Origin of the sequence: Kluyvera ascorbata (assembly GCF_023195735.1) — a bacterium.
In the GTDB taxonomy this organism is placed as follows: domain Bacteria; phylum Pseudomonadota; class Gammaproteobacteria; order Enterobacterales; family Enterobacteriaceae; genus Kluyvera; species Kluyvera ascorbata.
In genome coordinates this window covers 3992229-4012654 of the sequence record NZ_CP096201.1, presented here as the reverse complement: position 1 = coordinate 4012654, position 20426 = coordinate 3992229, and the positions used below count along the sequence as shown (strand labels likewise).

The following is a 20426-nucleotide window of genomic DNA, read 5'->3' as shown; positions in this document are numbered from 1 at the left end:
GGGCTAACGCTATCCGGTACACTAGCGATGACAATTTTATTAATGCTGAAGGATTATCCTCATGTACCAGGATCTTATTCGTAACGAACTGAATGAAGCCGCCGATACGCTGGCAAATTTCCTCAAGGATGAAGCCAACATCCATGCGATTCAGCGCGCAGCAGTCCTGCTGGCAGACAGCTTTAAAGCCGGCGGCAAAGTGCTCTCCTGCGGCAACGGTGGTTCTCATTGCGATGCGATGCACTTCGCAGAAGAGCTGACGGGTCGTTATCGTGAAAACCGTCCGGGCTACCCGGCAATTGCGATTTCCGACGTCAGCCATCTCTCTTGCGTGAGTAATGATTTCGGTTATGAATATGTGTTCTCTCGTTACGTTGAATCCGTGGGCCGTGCGGGTGACGTGCTGCTGGGTATCTCTACCTCGGGTAACTCCGCTAACGTGATCAAAGCGATTGAAGCGGCGCGTGCGCAAGGGATGAAAGTGATTACGCTGACCGGTAAAGACGGTGGCAAAATGGCAGGCTCCGCGGACATCGAAATTCGCGTCCCGCATTTTGGCTACGCTGACCGCGTTCAGGAAATTCACATTAAAGTGATTCATATCCTGATTATGCTTATCGAAAAAGAGATGGTTAAAGCTTAAGTTTCACGGGGCTCCGGCCCCGATTGCTGTGGGGGTGTGCTATGTGCGAACTGCTCGGGATGAGCGCCAATGTGCCAACCGATATCTGCTTCAGTTTTACCGGGCTGGTCCAGCGCGGCGGAGGCACCGGGCCGCATAAAGACGGCTGGGGAATTACCTTTTATGAAGGCAAAGGCTGTCGCACGTTCAAAGACCCCCAACCCAGCTACCAATCTCCTATCGCGAAACTGGTGCAGGACTATCCCATCAAGTCCTGCTCCGTCATTGCGCATATTCGCCAGGCGAATCGCGGAATGGTGGCGCTGGAAAATACCCACCCGTTTACCCGCGAGCTCTGGGGACGCAACTGGACCTACGCTCATAACGGGCAGCTTACCGGCTATAAATCGCTGGAAACGGGACAGTTCCGCCCGGTCGGGGAAACCGACAGCGAAAAAGCCTTTTGCTGGTTGTTGCACAAGCTCACCGAGCGCTATCCGCGTACGCCTGGCAATATGCAGGCGGTCTTTAAGTACATCGCCTCGCTGGCGGACGAACTGCGCGAAAAGGGCGTGTTTAACATGCTGCTGTCAGATGGCCGTTACGTCATGGCATTCTGCTCAACCAACCTGTACTGGATAACGCGTCGTGCGCCTTTTGGCGTGGCAAAACTTCTGGATAGGGATGTGGAAATTGATTTTCAGCAGGAGACCACCGCCAACGATGTGGTTACCGTGATAGCAACTCAACCGCTGACGGGGAATGAAACCTGGCACAAGATTATGCCAGGCGAATGGCGATTATTTTGCCTCGGGGAGCGTATAGTTTGAGGCCAGCTGCGGCTGAACCACTTCGTGGCTCAGCGGCTTGCTGACCACATAACGCCCATCAACAACCGATACCATCGGCGGCTTATGCGTCTGCTGGAAGTAGTCGTAGCCCGGCTTCAACTGCTGCCAGAAATCGTTGTAGTAGGAATATTTGTGACGCTTCATGTTGGCATCGGTCATGCGGAATGGATAGATGCTGACTTCAACGCTCGACTGGCCGAAGACTAATGCCGCGGTCACGAACTGAAAGATCTCATCAATACCGGAGTCGGTCATGGCATAGCAGCCAATTGACACGCAGGCACCGTGAATCATCAGATATTTCCCTTCATAACCGTGAGAACGGTCATAGGCGTTTGGGAAACCAATATTAATCGCTTTATAGAAGCGGCTATCCGGCTTCAACTGGCTGCGCTGCACCGAGTAAAACCCTTCTGGGCTTTTGAAGTCGCCCTGACGCTGCTTCGGCCCCAGGCCACCTGAGTAGTTGCAGATCTTATAGCTATCGAGGAGTTGGTAGGTTTCACCCATCTTGACGAAGAGATCGAGTGTGCGCTCTTCTTTGAAGATTTGGATGTAAACTGGTGAGCCCATCATTTGCTGCTTATATTCTTTGCTGACAGGCGTCGTTGGCGTATTGCTGCTTAATAACCCAGCAAACGAAACGCACGGCATCAAAAGCATCGCAATAACAAATGCGATTTTGCGCATACTACTTGTTCCTTGATAAAAGATAACAACATGCCAGGAAGGCAATAGAGAGAAAAAAGCAGACAAATCTGTTTTTTGTGCGCTCACCTTAGCACCACCGCATTTTTTCGCAAGAGGGATGGTAAGCGTTTACCATTTCATAGTGCATTCCCGCCGGAACCCGGTGCGTTGTGCTGTTTCTCTGCCTGACAGCATTGGCTACAAAGAGTGTAGGATAAGCCGATGATTCACTAGCTATCTTTGTCTGAAACACGTTCACTTTGCGTATCGGCTCGCAATTTAGCGGCTTCAAAAGCAGAACTGCTGCATCGAAGAAAGAGAAAATGGTAAACTTTCGTTACTGAATCATTCGAAGAGAAATTGGGTAAATGGATGCTCATTCGAGTGGTGAATGTATTGACTCTCAAAACAGCGTAAGAAAGGATGCTTCAATCTCTCATATGCCCAATCACGGATGGTCATTGGGTTTCAGGTTTTACTCCTTTCTTTTGTTTCGTTAACCAAAACGCTGGCTTCAGTTTCGAACTGATGCCGTCGTTAACGGATACCTGCGAACTGTATGATTAAAATAACCAAAGGCCTCGATCTGCCTATAGCTGGCCTGCCTGACGGGCAACGCATTGATGATGTGACGGTCACGCGTGTCGCGGTGAAAGGTGAAGAATATATCGGGCTGCGCCCATCGATGGCGGTCAAAGAGGGCGACAGGGTCGCCAAAGGGCAGCTGCTTTTCGAAGATAAAAAGATACCCGGCGTGCGTTTTACCGCGCCAGCCAGCGGCATTGTCAGCGCCATCCACCGCGGTGAGCGTCGGGTGCTGCAATCTGTTGTTATCGATATTGAAGGCGATGATGCCGTGGCCTTTAACGCCTACGCGCCCGATGAGCTGGCAACGCTCCCGCGTGAAACGGTTACCGAACAGCTCATTGAATCCGGTTTGTGGACCGCGATGCGCACGCGCCCATTCAGCAAAACGCCTGCGCCAGGTACCGAACCCGCGGCTATTTTCGTCACTGCGATGGACACTAACCCGCTGGCTGCCGACCCGCAGCCAATTATACTCGCCCAGCGCGACGCTTTTAACGCCGGTCTGACCGTGCTGACGCGCCTGACCGACGGCAGAGTGCACGTCTGCCAGGGCAGCGGCGGGAAACTGGGTGGGCATCCGCAGGGACAGGTGACCTTTAACCAATTCGCTGGCCCGCATCCTGCTGGGTTAGTGGGGACTCACATTCATTTCCTGGAGCCGGTGAGCCTGAACAAACAGGTGTGGCACCTGAACTATCAGGATGTTATCGCCTACGGTAAGCTGTTCCTTGATGGTGTGCTCTGGACTGAACGCATTATTGCGCTCGGTGGCCCGCAGGTGAAACAGCCGCGCTTGCTGCGCACTCGTCTTGGCGCAGACCTCGACGCGCTGCTGGTGGGCGAACTCCACGATGGCGAAAACCGCGTTATCTCTGGTTCTGTCCTGAACGGCACACAGGCCGTCGGGCCGCACGCCTTCCTCGGGCGCTTCCACCTGCAGGTGAGCGTGCTGAAAGAAGGGCGTGACAAAGAGCTGCTGGGGTGGGTCGCGCCGGGGCGGGATAAGTTCTCTATCACCCGCACTACGCTTGGCCACTTCCTCAAGAAAAAGCTGTTCAACCTCTCCACCGATACTCACGGCGGCGAACGCGCGATGGTTCCAATTGGCAGCTACGAGCGGGTGATGCCGCTGGATATCCTGCCAACCGTCCTGCTTCGCGATCTGCTGGCTGGCGATACCGATAGCGCCCAGGCGCTTGGTTGCCTGGAGCTTGATGAAGAGGACCTGGCGCTGTGCACCTATGTTTGCCCGGGGAAATACGAATACGGGCCGGTGCTACGCCACGTATTAACGCAAATTGAGCAGGAAGGCTAAGTGATGGGCTTAAAACAGCTAATAGAAAAAGTTGAGCCGCACTTCACGCAGGGCGGCAAACTGGAAAAGTACTACCCGCTGTATGAAGCAGCAGCCACGCTGCTCTACACGCCGGGTCACGTCACGAAGGGCGCGGCGCACGTTCGTGATGCTATCGACCTGAAACGTATGATGATCCTCGTTTGGTTCGCCGTTTTCCCGGCGATGTTCTGGGGGATGTACAACGTCGGCCTGCAGACCATTCCGGCGCTGCACAAGCTCTACGGCGCTGAACAGCTCCAGCAGGTGATTGCTGGAAACTGGCACTACAGCGTAGCGCAGGCGCTGGGCGTGAGTTTTGCGCCAGATGCTGGCTGGTTCAGCATGATGATGCTAGGCGCGGTGTTCTTTGTGCCAATCTATGCGGTGGTCTTCCTGGTAGGTGGTTTCTGGGAGGTGCTGTTTTCTATCGTGCGCAAGCATGAGATCAACGAAGGCTTCTTCGTCACCTCGATTCTGTTTGCGCTGATTGTCCCGCCAACCCTGCCGCTGTGGCAAGCCGCTCTGGGGATCTCCTTTGGCGTGGTGATTGCCAAAGAGATATTTGGCGGCACCGGGCGCAACTTCCTTAACCCGGCGTTAGCGGGGCGTGCCTTCTTGTTCTTTGCCTATCCGGCGCAAATCTCCGGCGATTTAGTCTGGACGGCGGCCGACGGCTTCTCCGGCGCCACGCCGCTCTCCCAGTGGGCAAGCCGCGGCGGTGAGTCGCTGGTTAACGTTGTAACTGGCCAGCCGGTGAGCTGGATGGATGCCTTTATCGGGAATATCCCAGGCTCCATTGGGGAAGTCTCGACGCTGATGATCCTGCTTGGCGGGGCGCTGATTATCTTTGGCCGTGTCGCCTCCTGGCGCATCGTTGCCGGCGTGATGCTCGGCATGATGGCCTGCGCCACGCTGTTTAACCTGATTGGTTCCGATACCAACCCGATGTTCGCCATGCCGTGGTACTGGCATCTGGTATTGGGCGGTTTTGCTTTCGGCATGATGTTTATGGCAACCGACCCGGTTTCCGCCTCGTTTACTGACAAAGGAAAGTGGTGCTACGGGGCGTTGATAGGCGTGATGTGCGTGTTAATCCGCGTGGTTAACCCAGCCTATCCGGAAGGGATGATGCTGGCGATTCTGTTCGCCAACCTCTTTGCGCCGCTATTTGATTACCTCGTGGTGCAGGCCAACATAAAGCGGAGGAAGTCGCGTGGCTGAAAACAACAGTAACGATAGCATCGGCAAGACGCTGCTGGTGGTGCTGGTGCTTTGCCTGGTCTGCTCTATCGTCGTGGCGGGCTCCGCCGTTGGGCTGAAACCGCGCCAACAGGAGCAGCGCGCGCTGGATAAACAGCGCAATATTCTGGCGGTGGCGGGATTGATGCACGACAACATGTCGGCAGACGATGTGGCCGAGGTATTTGCATCCCGCGTGGTGCCTCGCCTGGTCGATTTAAAAAGTGGCAGCGTCCTCGACAAAGACCCGACGAAGTTTAACCAAAGCCAGGCGCTGAAAGACCCGGCACAAAGCATTGAATTGACCTCCAGCGAAGACCCGGCAGGCATTCGCCGTCGCAGTAACGTCGTGGAAATTTATCTTATTAAAGATGAACAGCAGAAGGTACAGGAGATGGTTCTGCCGGTGTACGGCAACGGACTGTGGTCGATGATGTACGCCTTCGTGGCGCTGGATACTGACGGCCGTACCATCCGGGGCATTACCTACTACGACCAGGGAGAAACCCCGGGCCTCGGCGGTGAAATTGAAAACCCGAACTGGCATGCGCAGTTTGTGGGGAAACGCGTGGTGGATGATAACGGTAAACCGGCGCTACGCGTCATGAAAGGCGCGGCACCGCAGGGCGATCTCTACGCAGTTGACGGTCTCTCCGGGGCAACGCTCACTTCTAACGGGGTGCAGCACAGCTTTGAGTTCTGGATGGGCGAACTGGGCTTTGGCCCATTCCTGAAGCAGGTGCGTGAAGGAGGGCTGAATCATGGCTGAGCAGGGTGATATGAAAGAGATGAAGCGCGTGCTGGTTGGCCCGCTTATCGCCAATAACCCGATTGCGCTGCAGGTGCTTGGTGTCTGTTCGGCGCTGGCCGTCACCACCAAGCTGGAAACGGCCTTCGTGATGACCATTGCGGTGACGCTGGTGACGGCATTCTCGAGCATGTTTATCTCGATGATCCGCCACCACATTCCGAACAGCGTACGCATTATCGTTCAGATGGCGATCATTGCGTCATTGGTTATTGTCGTCGATCAGCTGCTGCGCGCATTCGCTTACGAAACCTCTAAACAGCTCTCGGTATTCGTTGGGCTTATTATCACCAACTGTATCGTGATGGGGCGCGCGGAAGCCTACGCCATGAAGTCTCCCCCGCTGGCGAGCTTTATGGACGGCATCGGCAACGGGCTGGGCTACGGCGCTATCCTGCTGATTGTTGGCTTCCTGCGTGAGCTCATCGGCAGCGGCAAGCTGTTTGGCATCACGGTGCTGGAAACGGTGCAGAACGGCGGCTGGTACCAGCCTAACGGTCTGTTCCTGCTCGCGCCGAGCGCGTTTTTCATTATCGGTTTGCTGATCTGGGCGCTTCGTAGCTGGAAGCCTGAACAGCAGGAAAAGGAGTAACCGATTATGGCTCATTACATTAGCCTGTTTGTTCGCGCGGTGTTTGTTGAGAACATGGCGCTGGCCTTCTTCCTGGGGATGTGTACCTTCCTCGCTGTGTCGAAGAAAGTCTCCACCGCGTTCGGTCTGGGGGTGGCGGTAACGGTTGTGCTCGGCCTTGCCGTGCCAATTAACAATCTGGTCTACAACCTGGTGCTACGCGACGGCGCGCTGGTTGACGGCGTGGATCTTAGCTTCCTGAACTTCATCACCTTTATTGGGGTGATTGCGGCGCTGGTACAGATCCTCGAGATGATCCTTGATAAATACTTCCCGTCACTCTACACCGCATTAGGCATCTTCCTTCCGCTGATTGCGGTGAACTGTGCCATCTTCGGCGGCGTATCGTTCATGGTGCAGCGTGATTACAACTTTGGTGAATCCATCGTCTACGGTTTTGGTTCCGGCATTGGTTGGATGCTGGCCATTGTCGCTATGGCTGGCATTCGCGAAAAAATGAAGTACTCAAACGTGCCCGCGGGACTGCGCGGCTTAGGGATCACCTTTATCACCACCGGACTGATGGCGTTAGGTTTTATGTCGTTTTCCGGCGTGCAGCTATAAGGGTCGTTAATTATGGAAATATTACTTGGCGTAGTCATGTTTACGCTGATTGTGCTGGTGCTGTCGGTGCTGATCTTGTTTGCCAAATCGAAGCTGGTGAACGCCGGTGACGTGGTGATTGAAATCAACAACGAAGCCGATAAGCAGATCAAAACGCCAGCCGGTGACAAGCTGCTGAATACGCTCTCCAGCAACGGTATTTTTATCTCGTCCGCCTGCGGTGGCGGCGGTTCCTGCGGGCAGTGCCGGGTGAAGGTGAAAGAGGGCGGGGGCGATATTCTGCCGACCGAGCTTTCGCATATTACGAAGCGCGAAGCCAAAGAAGGCTGTCGCCTGGCCTGTCAGGTGGCCGTGCGCCAGGATATGAAAATCGAGCTGCCAGATGAAGTGTTTGGCGTGAAGAAATGGGAATGCGAAGTTATCTCTAACGATAACAAAGCGACGTTTATTAAAGAGTTGAAGCTCGCTATTCCTGCTGGTGAAAGCGTGCCATTCCGTGCCGGGGGCTACATTCAGATTGAGTGCCCACCGCATAAGGTCGCTTACGCCGACTTTGACGTGCCGGATGAATACCGCGGCGACTGGGATAAATTCAATCTCTTCCGCTATGTTTCCGACGTTAAAGAGCCGACCCTGCGCGCCTACTCAATGGCAAACTACCCGGATGAAAAGGGCATCATCATGCTCAACGTGCGTATCGCTACGCCGCCGCCGTCCGCGCCTGACGTTCCGCCAGGGATTATGTCCTCCTACATCTGGTCGCTGAAAGCGGGCGATAAGGTGACGATCTCCGGGCCGTTTGGCGAATTCTTTGCCAAAGAAACCGACGCCGAAATGGTGTTTATCGGCGGCGGTGCGGGTATGGCGCCTATGCGTTCGCATATTTTTGACCAGCTTAAGCGCCTGCATAGCAACCGCAAAATCAGCTTCTGGTACGGCGCGCGTTCCCTGCGCGAAATGTTCTACCAGGATGAATTTGAAAAGCTGGCGCAGGAAAACCCGAACTTTACCTTCCATATTGCGCTCTCTGACTCACTGCCGGAAGATAACTGGACGGGCTATACTGGCTTTATTCACAACGTCCTTTACGAAAACTACCTGCGCGACCACCCGGCACCGGAAGACTGCGAATTCTACATGTGTGGGCCACCAATGATGAACGCGGCGGTTATCAAAATGCTCAAAGAGCTGGGCGTTGAGGATGAGAACATCATGCTCGATGATTTTGGAGGATGATGATGTTAACGGTCTTTCTGGCGACCTTCTGCATTTTTTTGTTGGTTATCTTCGGCATGTCGCTTGGCTATATGGTCAAGCGAAAAAGCCTACAGGGAAGCTGCGGAGGAATTTCATCGCTGGGGTTGGAAAAAGTATGTGATTGCCCCGAGCCCTGTGATGCGCGTAAAAAACGCATGGCTCGGGAAGCGCAACGCCAGCAGAACCGTATCCTGTAAATCGACGAATAACCCGGTATAATATCCATCTGCCGGGTTATTTAACGTCATGAAATATAATTATTAATTGATTAATAATCGAGAATTAATCCTGGCGTAAACCCTGCCAACGTAGACTGTTTCGACGTTTCACGGTTGAAAGGTTTTCATGGCTTCCCCTTCTACATCGACCCGCTTTCTGTCCACCGCATTGCTGGCCTGTATGGCTCTGAGTCCGCTTGCTTTTGCGCATACCCACAAGCCTGCCCCTCATGCTTTGCTAAGCTATGGCGCTTCGCTGCGTCGACAGAACCGGGAAAAGCTGTGGGGGGCATATCATGCGAAACTGCAAAAGCAGGCCAGCTATATTGTGGTGGGCGACGCAGAGAGTAAGAAAGCGCTGCGCCAACAGAACCGCCTGTTGATTAAGCAGCATCCGGAGTGGTTTCCAGGCCCGCTTAAAGCCAGCGATCGTCACTGGAAGGCGCTGGCTGAAAATGCGCATTTCCTCAACAGCGACCACCTGCATAATATGACCGAAGTTGCGATTCACCGTCTTGAGCAGCAGTTGGGGAAACCATATGTCTGGGGCGGCGTAAATCCCGACCAGGGATTTGATTGCAGTGGTTTGATATTTTACGCCTACAATAAGATCCTTGCGGCAAAATTACCGCGGACGGCAAATGAAATGTATCACTACCGTCGTGCGACGATTGTAGCAAATAACGATCTGCGTCGTGGCGACCTGCTCTTCTTCCATATTCATAGTAAAGAGCTTGCGGATCATATGGGGGTCTATCTGGGCAACGGCGACTTTATTGAGTCTCCGCGTACTGGAGAAACGATCCGTGTAAGTCATTTAGCAGATATGTTCTGGCAGGATCACTATCTTGGCGCTCGACGGACCCTGACAGAGAACACGGTGCTTTAATTCATAAATAGCAGCAGCATGGTGATGAAAAGAAACATCAACGCGGCTGACAGAAAGAGGTCAAAGGCGCTAATCAGCGGTACGGGTGGGGTATCAAAGGTGTCTGGGATAGCGTGATATCGTTGATTGTCTGCAGATTTCTCCACTGATTTACCGCAAGATGCGTGTTTACTCATCTCCTGCTCATGGTGTTCCCGCCGCTCTTCCTGACGATGCACAAACTCCATAAAAGTTGGAGAGTATTGGCGCCGCGGATGATGCCCAGAGCGGTAAGCAAAATTCCTTTTTACTTTTTCATCTCTCATCACGTGATATTCCTGGCAATAAAAAATTTCCGGAGAAACACACCTTCCCTGGTATGTTCAGAACTATAAAGCGGCAAATTTGGACGAAACTTAACTGCCGCGTTCTCTATTTATTTAGCTTAATGCTCCCATGATTTTTAATTCCAGCTCATCAGGAACTTCATTATAGGAAAGCACGTGTAGCCCCGGAGAAAAAAGGCGGGCATAGCGTGCCAGTAGCGGACGTAATTGCGGGGCGACCAGCAGTACGGGCTCTTTACCGGCCGCCTTCATCTGCTCTTTCACCTGCGGCATATTGGTCTGGAACTGGTTGAGCATGTTCGGATCAACCGGCACGCTGTCGAGCATCACTTTTCCGCTCTGCTGGGCCTGATTCACAACGTTAGACAGCAGGTTTTCCAGCTCGTTATTCAGGGTGTATACCGTCAGCTCCTGCTTGCGCACCAGCGGGTGGGTGATGCTGCGACGTAGCGCCAGACGAACATCGGCAACCAGCAGAATTGGGTCCTTAGTTGTTGCGCTGCTGGCGACCAGCACCGTGGCGATAGTGACGATATCCCGTAGTGAAACGCCTTCAATCAGCAGCGCCCGATACACCTTTAACAGATGGCTGTAGTTCAGCGCGGCGCTGAGGTCTTCCGCCAGCCGTGGGGCCATAGAAGAGAGACGATTATGCAGTTGAGTGATGTCGTCGTAGTTAAAAAGATCGGGAATATGGTTTCGAATGACCTTGTTCACATGGGTGGCGATAACGCTGGCGCTATCGATCACCTGATACCCCATATTCAGCGCCTTTGCTTTTTGCGCTGGCTGGATCCAGGTGACCGGCATCCCGTAGGCCGGGTCGTTCCCCAGCACGCCGTCGATTTCGCCATAAGTCTCGCTCGATGGCAGCGCCATCAGCTTATCCGCAGGGATATCGGCTTCATCCGCTTTAATCCCGTTGATGTAAATGGCGTACTGGCTGGCTTTGAGGCGGAAGTTTTCGCGAATACGAATCTCCGGCAGCAGCACGCCGTTAGTGTCTGAAATGACCTGCCGCACCCCGCGAATACGCTGGGTGAGCGGGTTGCCCTTCGACTTATCTACCAGAGAAACCAGTTTATACCCCAGGCTAAGGCTGATGGGTTCAATCAGCGGAATGGTTTCCCAACTGACCACCTGCTCGGCATTTTCAGTAATGGTTTTGGTCAGCGTTTCGAGGCTTTTTTCCTCGTGTTCAGCGGCTTTTGGGCGCTTGCTCATACGCCAGGCGGTAAAGCCCAGCAGCGCGCTGAAGGCGAGGAACGGGAAGTGCGGCATCCCGGGGACAATAGCCAGTACGAACATAATGCCGGTGGCGGTATAGAGAATCGACGGCGTCGCCAGCAGTTGGGTTCTCACGTCGGTGGCGATATCGCCGTTATCGCTGACGCGGGTCACGATGATTGCCGCAGCAGTGGAGAGCAGCAGGGACGGGATCTGTGCGACCAGACCGTCACCGATAGTCATCAGCACATACTGCTGGAAGGCCGCATCAGCGCTGAGGTTGTATTTGAAAATCCCGATGCACACGCCGCCGATAAGGTTGATGGCGAGGATCATCATCCCGGCGATGGCATCGCCGCGCACGAATTTTGACGCCCCGTCCATCGCTCCGTAGAAGTCTGCCTCGCCCGCGACATCTTTGCGTCGCGTTTGGGCTTGAGCCTGATTGATAAGCCCGGCGTTAAGGTCGGCATCGATAGCCATCTGTTTGCCTGGCATCGCATCGAGGGTGAAGCGGGCGGAGACTTCGGAAATTCGCTCAGCCCCTTTGGTCACCACGATGAAGTTGATTGTTAACAGCGTCAGCAAATCTGACCGTGAGAATATCGTGGCGGCGCTGCATGGCCAGTCTATTTTCAACGGCGGCGGTATGGCGCCGCTCAATAAGGTAGGTAAACAGCCAATCGCACCAGGGGCGGCCAGTAAGAACGCCAGGCGTAAAATGCAGGCGACCACCCCGGAAGAGCTGGCGAAAATCACCGAAGAGAACGCCAAAAAAGCCAGGGATGTGGACGAGAAAACGGCGATGTTGAAGAAAAAATCGGCCCGTGAATTGGGTGAGCTGGCAACCGATATCAACGCCATTGCGCGCAACGCGCACATGGAAAGCAACCTTGAAATGGAGATCGTTCCCCAAGGGCTGCGGGTGCTGATTAAAGACGATCAGAACCGCAATATGTTCGAGCGCGGTAGCGCGAGGATCATGCCGTTCTTTAAATCGTTGCTGGTGGAGTTGGCTCCGGTCTTTGACTCGCTGGATAACAAAATCATCATCACCGGCCACACCGATGCGATGGCCTATAAAAGCGACATCTACAACAACTGGAACCTTTCTGGCGACCGTGCGCTCTCGGCACGACGCGTGCTAGAACAGGCCGGGATGCCGAATGACAAAGTCATGCAGGTAAGCGCGATGGCCGACCAGATGCTGCTGGACAGTAAAAACCCAGAAAGCGCGGGCAACCGTCGCATTGAAATTATGGTGCTGACGCAGAGCGCGTCAGACACGCTGTATCAGTACTTTGGTCAACAGGGCGAGAAGATTGTTCAGCCGCTGGTGAGTCAACTGGATAAACAGCAGAAGGTGACGTCGCTTCGACGAGGGGCGGTGACGAATCCATAATTTTTACTCCCCCCGCTGATGCGGGGGATTTTTTAGCCGAAACATTTTCAGGAGGAAAACGTGATTGATGCGGCACGTATCATCCCGCTGGATATTCACACCGACGACGTTGCACAGGCCGTCTGCCAGGGGGCACATTACGATGCGGATTCGAACGTATGGTATGTGGAAGAGCACGAGCTGACGGAAGCGCTCGGTGGTTATGCTTATGATATGGATAGCTTTAACATAATGGCACCTTACTATCTGGTGGTTTCAACGAAGATGACCTGCTGGAGTTGCCATCTTCCTACCTCCATTATTGCGGTGATGTTTACCCGTTATTTGCGCAAAAGTCAGGATGGAATAGGGTGGGAGTCCGTGAAGCGTAATAGCTTCGTCTTCCATATTAATGAACTGCCTGAGGCGATAAAAAAGAATATCAAAGCCAGAAATTACTATCTGGATAAAAGTAAAACCACTGGGCTGCGGTACTGGATGAACCACTGTGAAACCTGCGGCGAGCGTTTGGGTGACTACGAGCTTTTCTGCATGGCGGATGATGCGTTTCGGCAGATGACGATTGAAAAGTTGCTGCATTCCCACGTCAGAAAGGTGAACAAGCTGTTTGTGAGCATGGCGGGGAGCCCGGCGGTGGATCAGGGCAAAGAGGCGGTGCGCTACCTGTGCGATGCCCGCTTTATGATGAACTCGCCGAAAATGTAGCCGCGTCGGCTTTCCTCAATGCATAAATGTACTGTATACTTAAACAGTGATTTGTGAGGGGAGCCTGATGCGAAAAATTATCCATATCGACATGGACTGCTTTTTTGCAGCGGTTGAAATGCGCGATAATCCGTCGCTGCGTGATATTCCTATCGCCATTGGCGGAAGCCGCGTGCAGCGCGGGGTGATTAGCACCGCAAACTATCCGGCGCGTAAGTTTGGCGTGCGCAGCGCCATGCCGACGGGAATGGCGCTGAAGCTCTGTCCACATCTCACCTTGCTGCCGGGGCGCTTTGAGGCCTACCGTGAAGCCTCCAATCATATCCGCGAGATCTTCTCACGCTATACCTCGCTTATTGAACCGCTTTCGTTGGATGAAGCCTATCTGGACGTCAGCGATAGCCCGCACTGCCACGGCTCAGCGACGCTGATGGCACAGGAAATTCGGCAAACTATCTTTAGAGAGCTTTCTCTGACCGCCTCGGCGGGGGTAGCCCCGGTGAAGTTTCTTGCCAAAATCGCTTCTGATCTCAATAAGCCGGATGGCCAGTTCGTGTTGACGCCTGATGAGGTGCCCGCCTTTCTCAAAACTCTGCCGCTTGGCAAAATTCCCGGTGTGGGAAAGGTGTCTGCGGCAAAGCTTGAAAGTATGGGTCTGCGCACCTGCGAAGATGTACAGAAAAGCGATCTCGCCATGCTGCTTAAACGCTTTGGCAAGTTTGGGCGGATCCTATGGGAGCGCAGCCAGGGGATCGACGAGCGGGAGATCCATAACGATCGCCAGCGTAAGTCGGTTGGCGTGGAGCGTACGCTGGAAGAAGATATTCACGACTGGGCTGACTGCGAGGCGATCGTTGAGCGTCTCTACCCCGAGCTGGAACGGCGGCTGGCGAAGGTCCGGCCCGACCTGCGCATTGCCAGGCAGGGAATAAAACTCAAATTTAATGATTTCCAGCAAACTACCCAGGAGCACGTCTGGCCGAAGCTGACCAAAGACGATCTGCTCGCGACGGCCTACAAAGCCTGGCACGAGCGCCGCGCCGGGCGCGGAGTGCGTCTGGTGGGCCTGCACGTGACGCTGCTGGACCCCCAGCTGGAACGACAGCTGCTATTAGGGATTTAACCATGATCATTCGGGAATACCGTGACGGGGACTTCTCCACGCTGTGCCAGATTTTCCTGCGTGCGGTGCGGGAAACCGCCAGTCAGCATTATTCGCCCGCGCAGGTAAACGCCTGGGCGCAGGTGGATAATGCGCGCTGGCGACAAAAAATGGCTGACTCTCTGGTTCTGGTTGCAACGGTTGATGAAACGCCTGTCGGTTTTGTCACCGCAGTTGAGCGCTATATCGACCTGCTGTTTGTCGACCCATCGTATGCGCGACAGGGCGTCGCCAGCGCGCTGCTGAAAGCGCTGTTCGCCAGAGTACCGACGGGAACGTTAACGGTAGATGCGAGCATTACGGCCAAAGCGTGTTTTGAACGGTTGGGTTTCGTGGTGGTGGCAGAACAAGAGGTTGAAGCGCGCGGAGAGACGTTTGTGAACTATCGGATGGAAAAAATCAGGTAGGGCGGTGATATTCCCGGCGTCATTCCACTTGGCCGGGCTACGTCAAATGTAGCCCGGCCAAGCGAAGCGCCGTCGGGAACGGCTCAGAACTTACTTCGCCGGAATCGCTTTTAGCAGTTCCGTCAGCAGCTGCCAGTACTGGCCAACGCTTTCGATATGAACCTGCTCATCCGGAGAGTGTGGCCCGGTGATGGTTGGCCCAATGGAAACCATATCCATGTCTGGATACGGTTTTTTGAACAGACCACATTCCAGGCCCGCGTGGATAATCTGAATGTTCGGCACCTTGTTGAACAGGCGCTGATAGGTTTCACGCACCAGCTTCATTACCGGAGAGTTTGCATCCGGCTGCCATCCTGGGTAGCCGCCTTTAGGCTGGGTTTTTGCACCCGCCAGCGCGCCCAGAGATTCCAGCATGCTCACCACGTAATCTTTACCGCTGTCGAGCAGGGAACGAATCAGGCAGTGAATGGTAGCGGTATCTTCAGTGAAGGAAACCACACCCACGTTCAGAGAAGTTTCAACCACGCCTTTTGCCACGTCGGAGTTACGAATCACGCCGTTCGGGGTCGCGTTCAGCAGCTGAATGAAGGCATCGCGAGAAGCGGTGGTCAGCGCTTTACCTTCAACGGTATTCGCTTCCAGCACCAGCGTCAGGTTCTTCTCTTTTGCCGACAGTTCGTTTTGCAAAATGTGCAGGTAGGTTTCAACCAGCCCTTTCAGCGCATCGACTTTGTCTGCCGGAACCGCGATAGCGGCGAAGGCTTCGCGTGGAATAGCGTTGCGCAGGGTACCGCCGGTAAAATCAACCAGACGCAGATCCAGTTCCGCAGCGTGAGCCACCAGGAAGCGTGCCAGCAGTTTGTTGGCGTTGCCGAGGCCGAGGTGAATATCACCGCCGGAGTGGCCGCCTTTCAGGCCTTTCAGCGTCAGCTTGAAGGTCTGGAAGCCCGCAGGAATCGCTTCGCGGGTCAGCGGCAGGTTGCTGGTGAAGTCGATACCACCGGCGCAACCCATGTAGATTTCGCCTTCTTCTTCAGAGTCGGTATTAATAAGGATGTCGCCCTGCAGCCAGTTTGGTTGCAGACCGAACGCGCCGTCCATACCGGTCTCTTCGGTCATGGTCAGCAGCACTTCCAGCGGGCCATGCTCAACGGATTCATCAGACAGCACCGCCAGCGCGGAAGCCATGCCGATACCGTTGTCTGCGCCGAGCGTTGTACCACGCGCTTTCACCCACTCACCGTCGATGTACGGTTGAATCGGGTCTTTAGCGAAGTCGTGTACGGTGTCATTGTTTTTCTGCGGCACCATATCGAGGTGAGCCTGCAGCACAACCGGTTTACGGTTTTCCATACCCGGGGTAGCGGCTTTACGAATCAGAATGTTGCCAACCTGGTCACGCTCAGCGTGAAGCCCTTTTTCTTTTGCCCAGCCAACGATGTGCGCGGCGAGCTGCTCTTCATGATGAGAAGGGTGCGGAATAGAACAGATTTTGGCAAAAATATCCCACAGCGGCTGCGGGGATAATTGAGACAGTTCAGACACGATGAGTCTCCTTACGGCGTTCTGCAAAAGTCGCTTGCAGGTAAAGGGTTAGCACATACATATACCACAAGCTCTGGCTTGCGCGATGGGGTTGAGAATACCACTTTCTGCCCTTCCCGGTAGAACAAACCACGTAAAAAGCGCGGTGGATTCCGCTTAACACTGGTTTTTAGTGCGTCAGATCTCTATAATCTCGCGCAACCCATTTCCCCCTTGAACAATTTTTAAGCCGTATAACACAGGCTGGGACACTTCACATGAGCGAAAAATACGTCGTCACCTGGGACATGTTGCAGATTCACGCACGCAAACTGGCTGCACGCCTGATGCCTTCTGAACAGTGGAAAGGCATTATCGCCGTTAGCCGTGGCGGTCTGGTGCCTGGCGCACTGCTGGCACGTGAACTGGGCATTCGTCACGTCGACACCGTATGCATCTCCAGCTATGACCATGATAACCAGCGTGAACTGAAAGTTCTGAAACGCGCTGAAGGCGATGGCGAAGGCTTTATTGTTATTGACGATCTGGTCGATACCGGCGGCACCGCGGTAGCGATTCGCGATATGTATCCGAAAGCCCACTTCGTTACCATTTTCGCAAAACCAGCAGGTCGCCCGCTGGTTGACGATTATGTTGTTGATATCCCGCAGGATACCTGGATTGAACAGCCTTGGGACATGGGCGTGGTATTCGTACCGCCTATTTCTGGCCGTTAATTCATCAATAAATGCGCTTCCAACGCCCGGTTATGCCGGGCGTTGTTTTTTTTAACGTCCCACGCGTTACAATACCCCTAAGACAGTATCTATGGAGGTTTTGTGATGCCAGAAGCTAATCTCAGCGAAACGCTATTCAAGCCGCGTTTTAAACACCCTGAAACGTCAACGCTGGTTCGCCGGTTCAATAACGGTAGCACCGATCGTATGCAGTCGGCGCTTAGCGGCAATAACGTACCCCACTGGTACCGCATGATTAACCGCCTGATGTGGATCTGGCGCGGTGTGACGCCGCAGGAGATCCTCGACGTCCAGGCGCGTATCGTGATGAGTAAAGCCGAGCGCACCGACGAAGAGCTGTATGACACCGTGGTGGGCTACCGCGGCGGTAACTGGATTTACGAGTGGTCTACCCAAGCGATGCTCTGGCAGCAGAAAGCCACCCAGGAGCAAGACCAGGCTCTCAGCGGCCGCCACTGGCTGCACGCCTCCAACCTTTATAGCATTGCCGCTTACCCGCATCTGAAGGGCGATGACCTCGCCGAGCAGGCGCAGGTGCTGGCCAACCGCGCCTATGAAGAAGCGGCGCAGCGGTTGCCGGGTGAAATACGTGAGCTGGAGTTCGCTATACCTGGAGGCTCGCCGGTCACCGGTTTTCTGCATATGCCAAAAGGCAACGGCCCGTTCCCGACGGTGCTGATGTGCGGCGGGCTGGATGGCCTGCAAACCGACTACTACAGCCTTTATGAGCGTTACTTTGCGCCACTCGGCATTGCAATGCTGACGCTGGATATGCCTTCCATTGGCTTCTCTTCAAAATGGAAGCTGACCCAGGATTCCAGCATACTCCATCAGCACGCGCTGCGCGCACTGCCGGATATCCCGTGGGTCGATCACACTCGCGTGGCGGCATTTGGCTTCCGCTTTGGCGCCAATATCGCCGTGCGGCTGGCTTACCTCGAAGCACAGCGCCTGAAAGCCGTCGCCTGCCTTGGCCCGGTGGTGCATGGCCTGCTGAACGATCCGCTGCATCAGGGCCGCGTGCCTGAGATGTATCTCGACGTACTGGCCTCGCGTCTCGGCATGCACGACGCCTCTGACGAAGCGCTGCGGGTTGAGCTTAATCGCTACTCGTTGAAGACGCAGGGGCTGCTTGGTCGACGCTGCCCAACGCCAATGCTGTCCGGCTTCTGGGAGAACGATCCGTTCAGCCCGGAAGAGGAGTCGCGGTTAATTGTTTCGTCATCTTCGCAGGGCAAGCTGATGCCGATTCCGTTTAACCCGGTGTATCGTAATTTCGATAAGGCACTGAAAGAAATTGCCGGGTGGATCAATAATAGATTTTGTTAATATATTGATAAATTCTATTGATTTGGTAAAACAGTTGCATCACTAAAGGAGATCGCAATGACGTTACCGAGTGGACACCCGAAGAGTAGATTGATCAAGAAATTCACTGCGCTTGGACCTTATATCCGCGAAGAACAGTGTGTCGATAACCGCTTTTTTTTCGACTGTCTGGCGGTATGCGTAAACGTAAAACCAGCGCCAGAGAAGCGCGAGTTCTGGGGCTGGTGGATGGAGATGGAAGCGGAAGAGCGCCGCTTTACCTACAGTTACCAGTTCGGTCTGTTCGATAAAGATGGCATCTGGCAGGCGGTGGCTATCAAAGATCCTGAGGTAGTTGAGCGACTGCAACAAACGCTGCGCGGATTCCACGACCGGGCAAAAGATCTGCTGGCGACGTTGGACCTGGCATTGGAACCCGCTGATGGGTTTGCCAATGAAGCGGTGAAGCGCACGGCGTAGTGAATACCTGATGGCGCTACGCTTATCTGGCCTACCGTTTTTGTAGGCCGGATAAGGCAAAGCCGCCATCCGGCAATACTAAATATAAAGGCCAGCGAATTCGCTGGCCTTTATATTTATAAGAAAATAACGCCAGACAGCTGGCGTTATTATTTCTCGTCTTAGAACTGGTAGGTCATACCAACAGCAACAACGTTGTCGGTCATAATCGCCAGACGTTTAGTGACCGCCGTTTCGTCAATCAGGTTGATTTTATAATCAACAAACGCGGACATATTTTTGTTGAAATAGTAGGTCGTACCCAGATCAACATACTTCATCAGATCCTGATCGCCGATCCCGTTGTCCAGGTCTTTACCTTTCATCTGCACGTAGCCCAGGGATGGACGCAGACCGAAATCGAACTGATATTGTGCAACGGCTTCGAAGTTCTGCGCTTTATTTGCAAAGCCCTGATCCGCGGCAACCAGACCTTTAATTGGGGTCATGTTACGGGTTTCGGTATAAACCATTGCCAGATAGATATTGTTGGCATCATATTTCAGGCCGGTGCCCCAGGACTCTGCGTTTTTACCACCGTTGGCCAGCGATTTTGCCTGCTGGACGTTGGTACGGTCAGAGTTGGTGTACGCCGCGCTGATAGCGAAATCGCTGCCGCCGAAGTCATAAGAAAGCGAGGTGCCGAAGCCGTCGCCGTTCGCGGTAGCGTAGGTGCTACGGTCGTTTTTACCCTGATACTGCAAGGTTAAGTCCAGACCGTCGATAGCGCCGAAGAAATCGTTATTACGGTAGGTGGCCAGGCCGCTAGAGCGCTTGGTCATGAAGTTATCGGTCTTACCGGTAGAGTCGCCGCCGAATTCTGGGAACATATCGGTCCAGGCTTCAACATCGTACAGTGCGCCAAGGTTACGACCGTAATCAAAAGAACCGAACTGTTTTAATTTCAGACCAGCAAAAGCCAGACGGGTTTTTTGCGTGGAGGTGCTTTCATCGTTATTACCGGAGAATTCAGATTCCCAACGGCCATAACCTGTCAGCTGATCGTTAATTTGGGTTTCGCCTTTAAAGCCGAAACGAACGTATGTTTTATCGCCGTCGGAGCTGGAGTCATCACTCATGTAATGCATGGCTTTTACTTTGCCGTAAACATCCAGCTTATTACCGTCTTTGTTATAAACTTCTGCGGCCATAGCTGAAGAAGACGCAATAATACCCATCATCGTTAATGCCAGCGTAGTTTTTTGCATTTCTCAATCCCGGTTTTTTATGTTCTAAAATTGCTGTGAAAGACCACTGTGAAAAAACAGGAACGTTTTTATCCCTCCCGTGTTAAAAATTTATGACAATGTCAGATTAAATATAAAAAAGTATGATAAAGTTTTTCTGTCATAAAAATGTCAATATTCTCCTCTAGCATGCCTGATCCCGCGC

The 20426-nt window shown here is 53.7% G+C and carries 21 protein-coding genes and 1 pseudogene; 17 read left to right on the top strand and 5 right to left on the bottom strand.

Going from position 1 to position 20426, the window contains the following annotated elements:
• Positions 1-61: 61 nt before the first annotated feature.
• Both lpcA and MY052_RS19275 read left to right on the top strand, forming a co-directional pair.
• A complete protein-coding gene (gene lpcA, locus MY052_RS19280; protein ID WP_035894459.1) occupies positions 62-643 on the top strand; it encodes a D-sedoheptulose 7-phosphate isomerase in 582 nt (193 codons plus the stop codon).
• Positions 644-684: 41 nt separating this feature from the next.
• Positions 685-1452, top strand: a complete 768-nt coding sequence (locus tag MY052_RS19275; RefSeq protein WP_123652784.1) for a class II glutamine amidotransferase — start codon at positions 685-687, stop codon at positions 1450-1452.
• Here the strand turns inward: MY052_RS19275 and dpaA are convergent.
• Entirely contained in the window at positions 1423-2163 is a 741-nt protein-coding gene (gene dpaA, locus MY052_RS19270) for a peptidoglycan meso-diaminopimelic acid protein amidase (RefSeq protein ID WP_035894455.1), read from the bottom strand. The genes MY052_RS19275 and dpaA overlap by 30 nt on opposite strands.
• A gap of 559 nt (positions 2164-2722) precedes the next feature.
• Here dpaA and MY052_RS19265 point away from each other — a divergent pair.
• The 8 genes from MY052_RS19265 (at position 2723) to MY052_RS19230 (ending at position 9693) form a co-directional block, all read left to right on the top strand.
• Positions 2723-4066: a Na(+)-translocating NADH-quinone reductase subunit A gene (locus MY052_RS19265; RefSeq protein ID WP_248537655.1), complete on the top strand. Its 1344-nt coding sequence runs from the start codon at positions 2723-2725 to the stop codon at positions 4064-4066.
• 3 nt (positions 4067-4069) lie between these two features.
• Positions 4070-5308 (top strand): NADH:ubiquinone reductase (Na(+)-transporting) subunit B, encoded by a 1239-nt coding sequence (locus MY052_RS19260; RefSeq protein WP_248538970.1) that lies wholly within the window; start codon positions 4070-4072, stop codon positions 5306-5308.
• A complete protein-coding gene (locus MY052_RS19255) occupies positions 5301-6095 on the top strand; it encodes a Na(+)-translocating NADH-quinone reductase subunit C (RefSeq protein WP_248537654.1) in 795 nt (264 codons plus the stop codon). The genes MY052_RS19260 and MY052_RS19255 overlap by 8 nt, the downstream gene beginning before the upstream one ends.
• On the top strand, positions 6088-6726 hold the full coding sequence (locus MY052_RS19250) for an NADH:ubiquinone reductase (Na(+)-transporting) subunit D (RefSeq protein ID WP_035894452.1): 639 nt from the start codon (positions 6088-6090) through the stop codon (positions 6724-6726). The genes MY052_RS19255 and MY052_RS19250 overlap by 8 nt, the downstream gene beginning before the upstream one ends.
• Positions 6727-6732: 6 nt before the next feature.
• Positions 6733-7329 (top strand): NADH:ubiquinone reductase (Na(+)-transporting) subunit E, encoded by a 597-nt coding sequence (gene nqrE / locus MY052_RS19245; RefSeq protein WP_185669670.1) that lies wholly within the window; start codon positions 6733-6735, stop codon positions 7327-7329.
• A 12-nt stretch (positions 7330-7341) separates the two neighbouring features.
• On the top strand, positions 7342-8565 hold the full coding sequence (gene nqrF, locus MY052_RS19240; protein ID WP_248537653.1) for an NADH:ubiquinone reductase (Na(+)-transporting) subunit F: 1224 nt from the start codon (positions 7342-7344) through the stop codon (positions 8563-8565).
• A 2-nt stretch (positions 8566-8567) separates the two neighbouring features.
• Positions 8568-8783, top strand: coding sequence for a (Na+)-NQR maturation NqrM (gene nqrM / locus MY052_RS19235; RefSeq protein ID WP_185064570.1), 216 nt, complete (start codon positions 8568-8570; stop codon positions 8781-8783).
• 148 nt (positions 8784-8931) lie between these two features.
• On the top strand, positions 8932-9693 hold the full coding sequence (locus tag MY052_RS19230) for a C40 family peptidase (RefSeq protein WP_248537652.1): 762 nt from the start codon (positions 8932-8934) through the stop codon (positions 9691-9693).
• Here the strand turns inward: MY052_RS19230 and MY052_RS19225 are convergent.
• Both MY052_RS19225 and MY052_RS19220 read right to left on the bottom strand, forming a co-directional pair.
• Entirely contained in the window at positions 9690-10001 is a 312-nt protein-coding gene (locus MY052_RS19225; protein WP_147281561.1) for a hypothetical protein, read from the bottom strand. The genes MY052_RS19230 and MY052_RS19225 overlap by 4 nt on opposite strands.
• 111 nt (positions 10002-10112) lie before the next feature.
• Positions 10113-11831 (bottom strand): annotated as a pseudogene (locus tag MY052_RS19220) (flagellar biosynthesis protein FlhA); the annotation flags it as partial.
• Between MY052_RS19220 and lafU the strand changes: the two are divergent.
• From lafU to MY052_RS19200, 4 genes are all read left to right on the top strand, one after another.
• Positions 11806-12648: a putative lateral flagellar export/assembly protein LafU gene (gene lafU / locus MY052_RS19215; protein WP_051910757.1), complete on the top strand. Its 843-nt coding sequence runs from the start codon at positions 11806-11808 to the stop codon at positions 12646-12648. The pseudogene MY052_RS19220 and the gene lafU sit on opposite strands and share 26 nt — an antisense overlap.
• Before the next feature lie 60 nt (positions 12649-12708).
• Positions 12709-13353 (top strand): DNA primase, encoded by a 645-nt coding sequence (locus MY052_RS19210; RefSeq protein WP_248537651.1) that lies wholly within the window; start codon positions 12709-12711, stop codon positions 13351-13353.
• 67 nt (positions 13354-13420) lie between these two features.
• Positions 13421-14476 (top strand): DNA polymerase IV, encoded by a 1056-nt coding sequence (dinB, locus tag MY052_RS19205; protein WP_248537650.1) that lies wholly within the window; start codon positions 13421-13423, stop codon positions 14474-14476.
• 2 nt (positions 14477-14478) lie between these two features.
• Complete coding sequence (locus tag MY052_RS19200; protein ID WP_123652794.1) at positions 14479-14922, top strand: GNAT family N-acetyltransferase; 444 nt, start codon at positions 14479-14481, stop codon at positions 14920-14922.
• 90 nt (positions 14923-15012) lie between these two features.
• Here the strand turns inward: MY052_RS19200 and pepD are convergent, their stop codons facing one another.
• Positions 15013-16470: a cytosol nonspecific dipeptidase gene (gene pepD / locus MY052_RS19195; RefSeq protein ID WP_035894442.1), complete on the bottom strand. Its 1458-nt coding sequence runs from the start codon at positions 16468-16470 to the stop codon at positions 15013-15015.
• A gap of 257 nt (positions 16471-16727) precedes the next feature.
• Between pepD and gpt the strand changes: the two genes are divergently transcribed.
• The 3 genes from gpt to crl all read left to right on the top strand — a co-directional run bounded on the left by gpt (position 16728) and on the right by crl (position 18995).
• Complete coding sequence (gene gpt / locus MY052_RS19190) at positions 16728-17186, top strand: xanthine phosphoribosyltransferase (protein WP_035894440.1); 459 nt, start codon at positions 16728-16730, stop codon at positions 17184-17186.
• Positions 17187-17291: 105 nt separating this feature from the next.
• Positions 17292-18536, top strand: a complete 1245-nt coding sequence (gene frsA, locus MY052_RS19185) for an esterase FrsA (RefSeq protein ID WP_035894439.1) — start codon at positions 17292-17294, stop codon at positions 18534-18536.
• 57 nt (positions 18537-18593) lie between these two features.
• Positions 18594-18995, top strand: coding sequence for a sigma factor-binding protein Crl (gene crl, locus MY052_RS19180; protein ID WP_035894438.1), 402 nt, complete (start codon positions 18594-18596; stop codon positions 18993-18995).
• Positions 18996-19156: 161 nt separating this feature from the next.
• Here crl and phoE read toward each other — a convergent pair whose 3' ends face one another.
• Positions 19157-20242, bottom strand: coding sequence for a phosphoporin PhoE (gene phoE / locus MY052_RS19175; RefSeq protein ID WP_202216407.1), 1086 nt, complete (start codon positions 20240-20242; stop codon positions 19157-19159).
• Between the last annotated feature and the right edge of the window lie 184 nt (positions 20243-20426).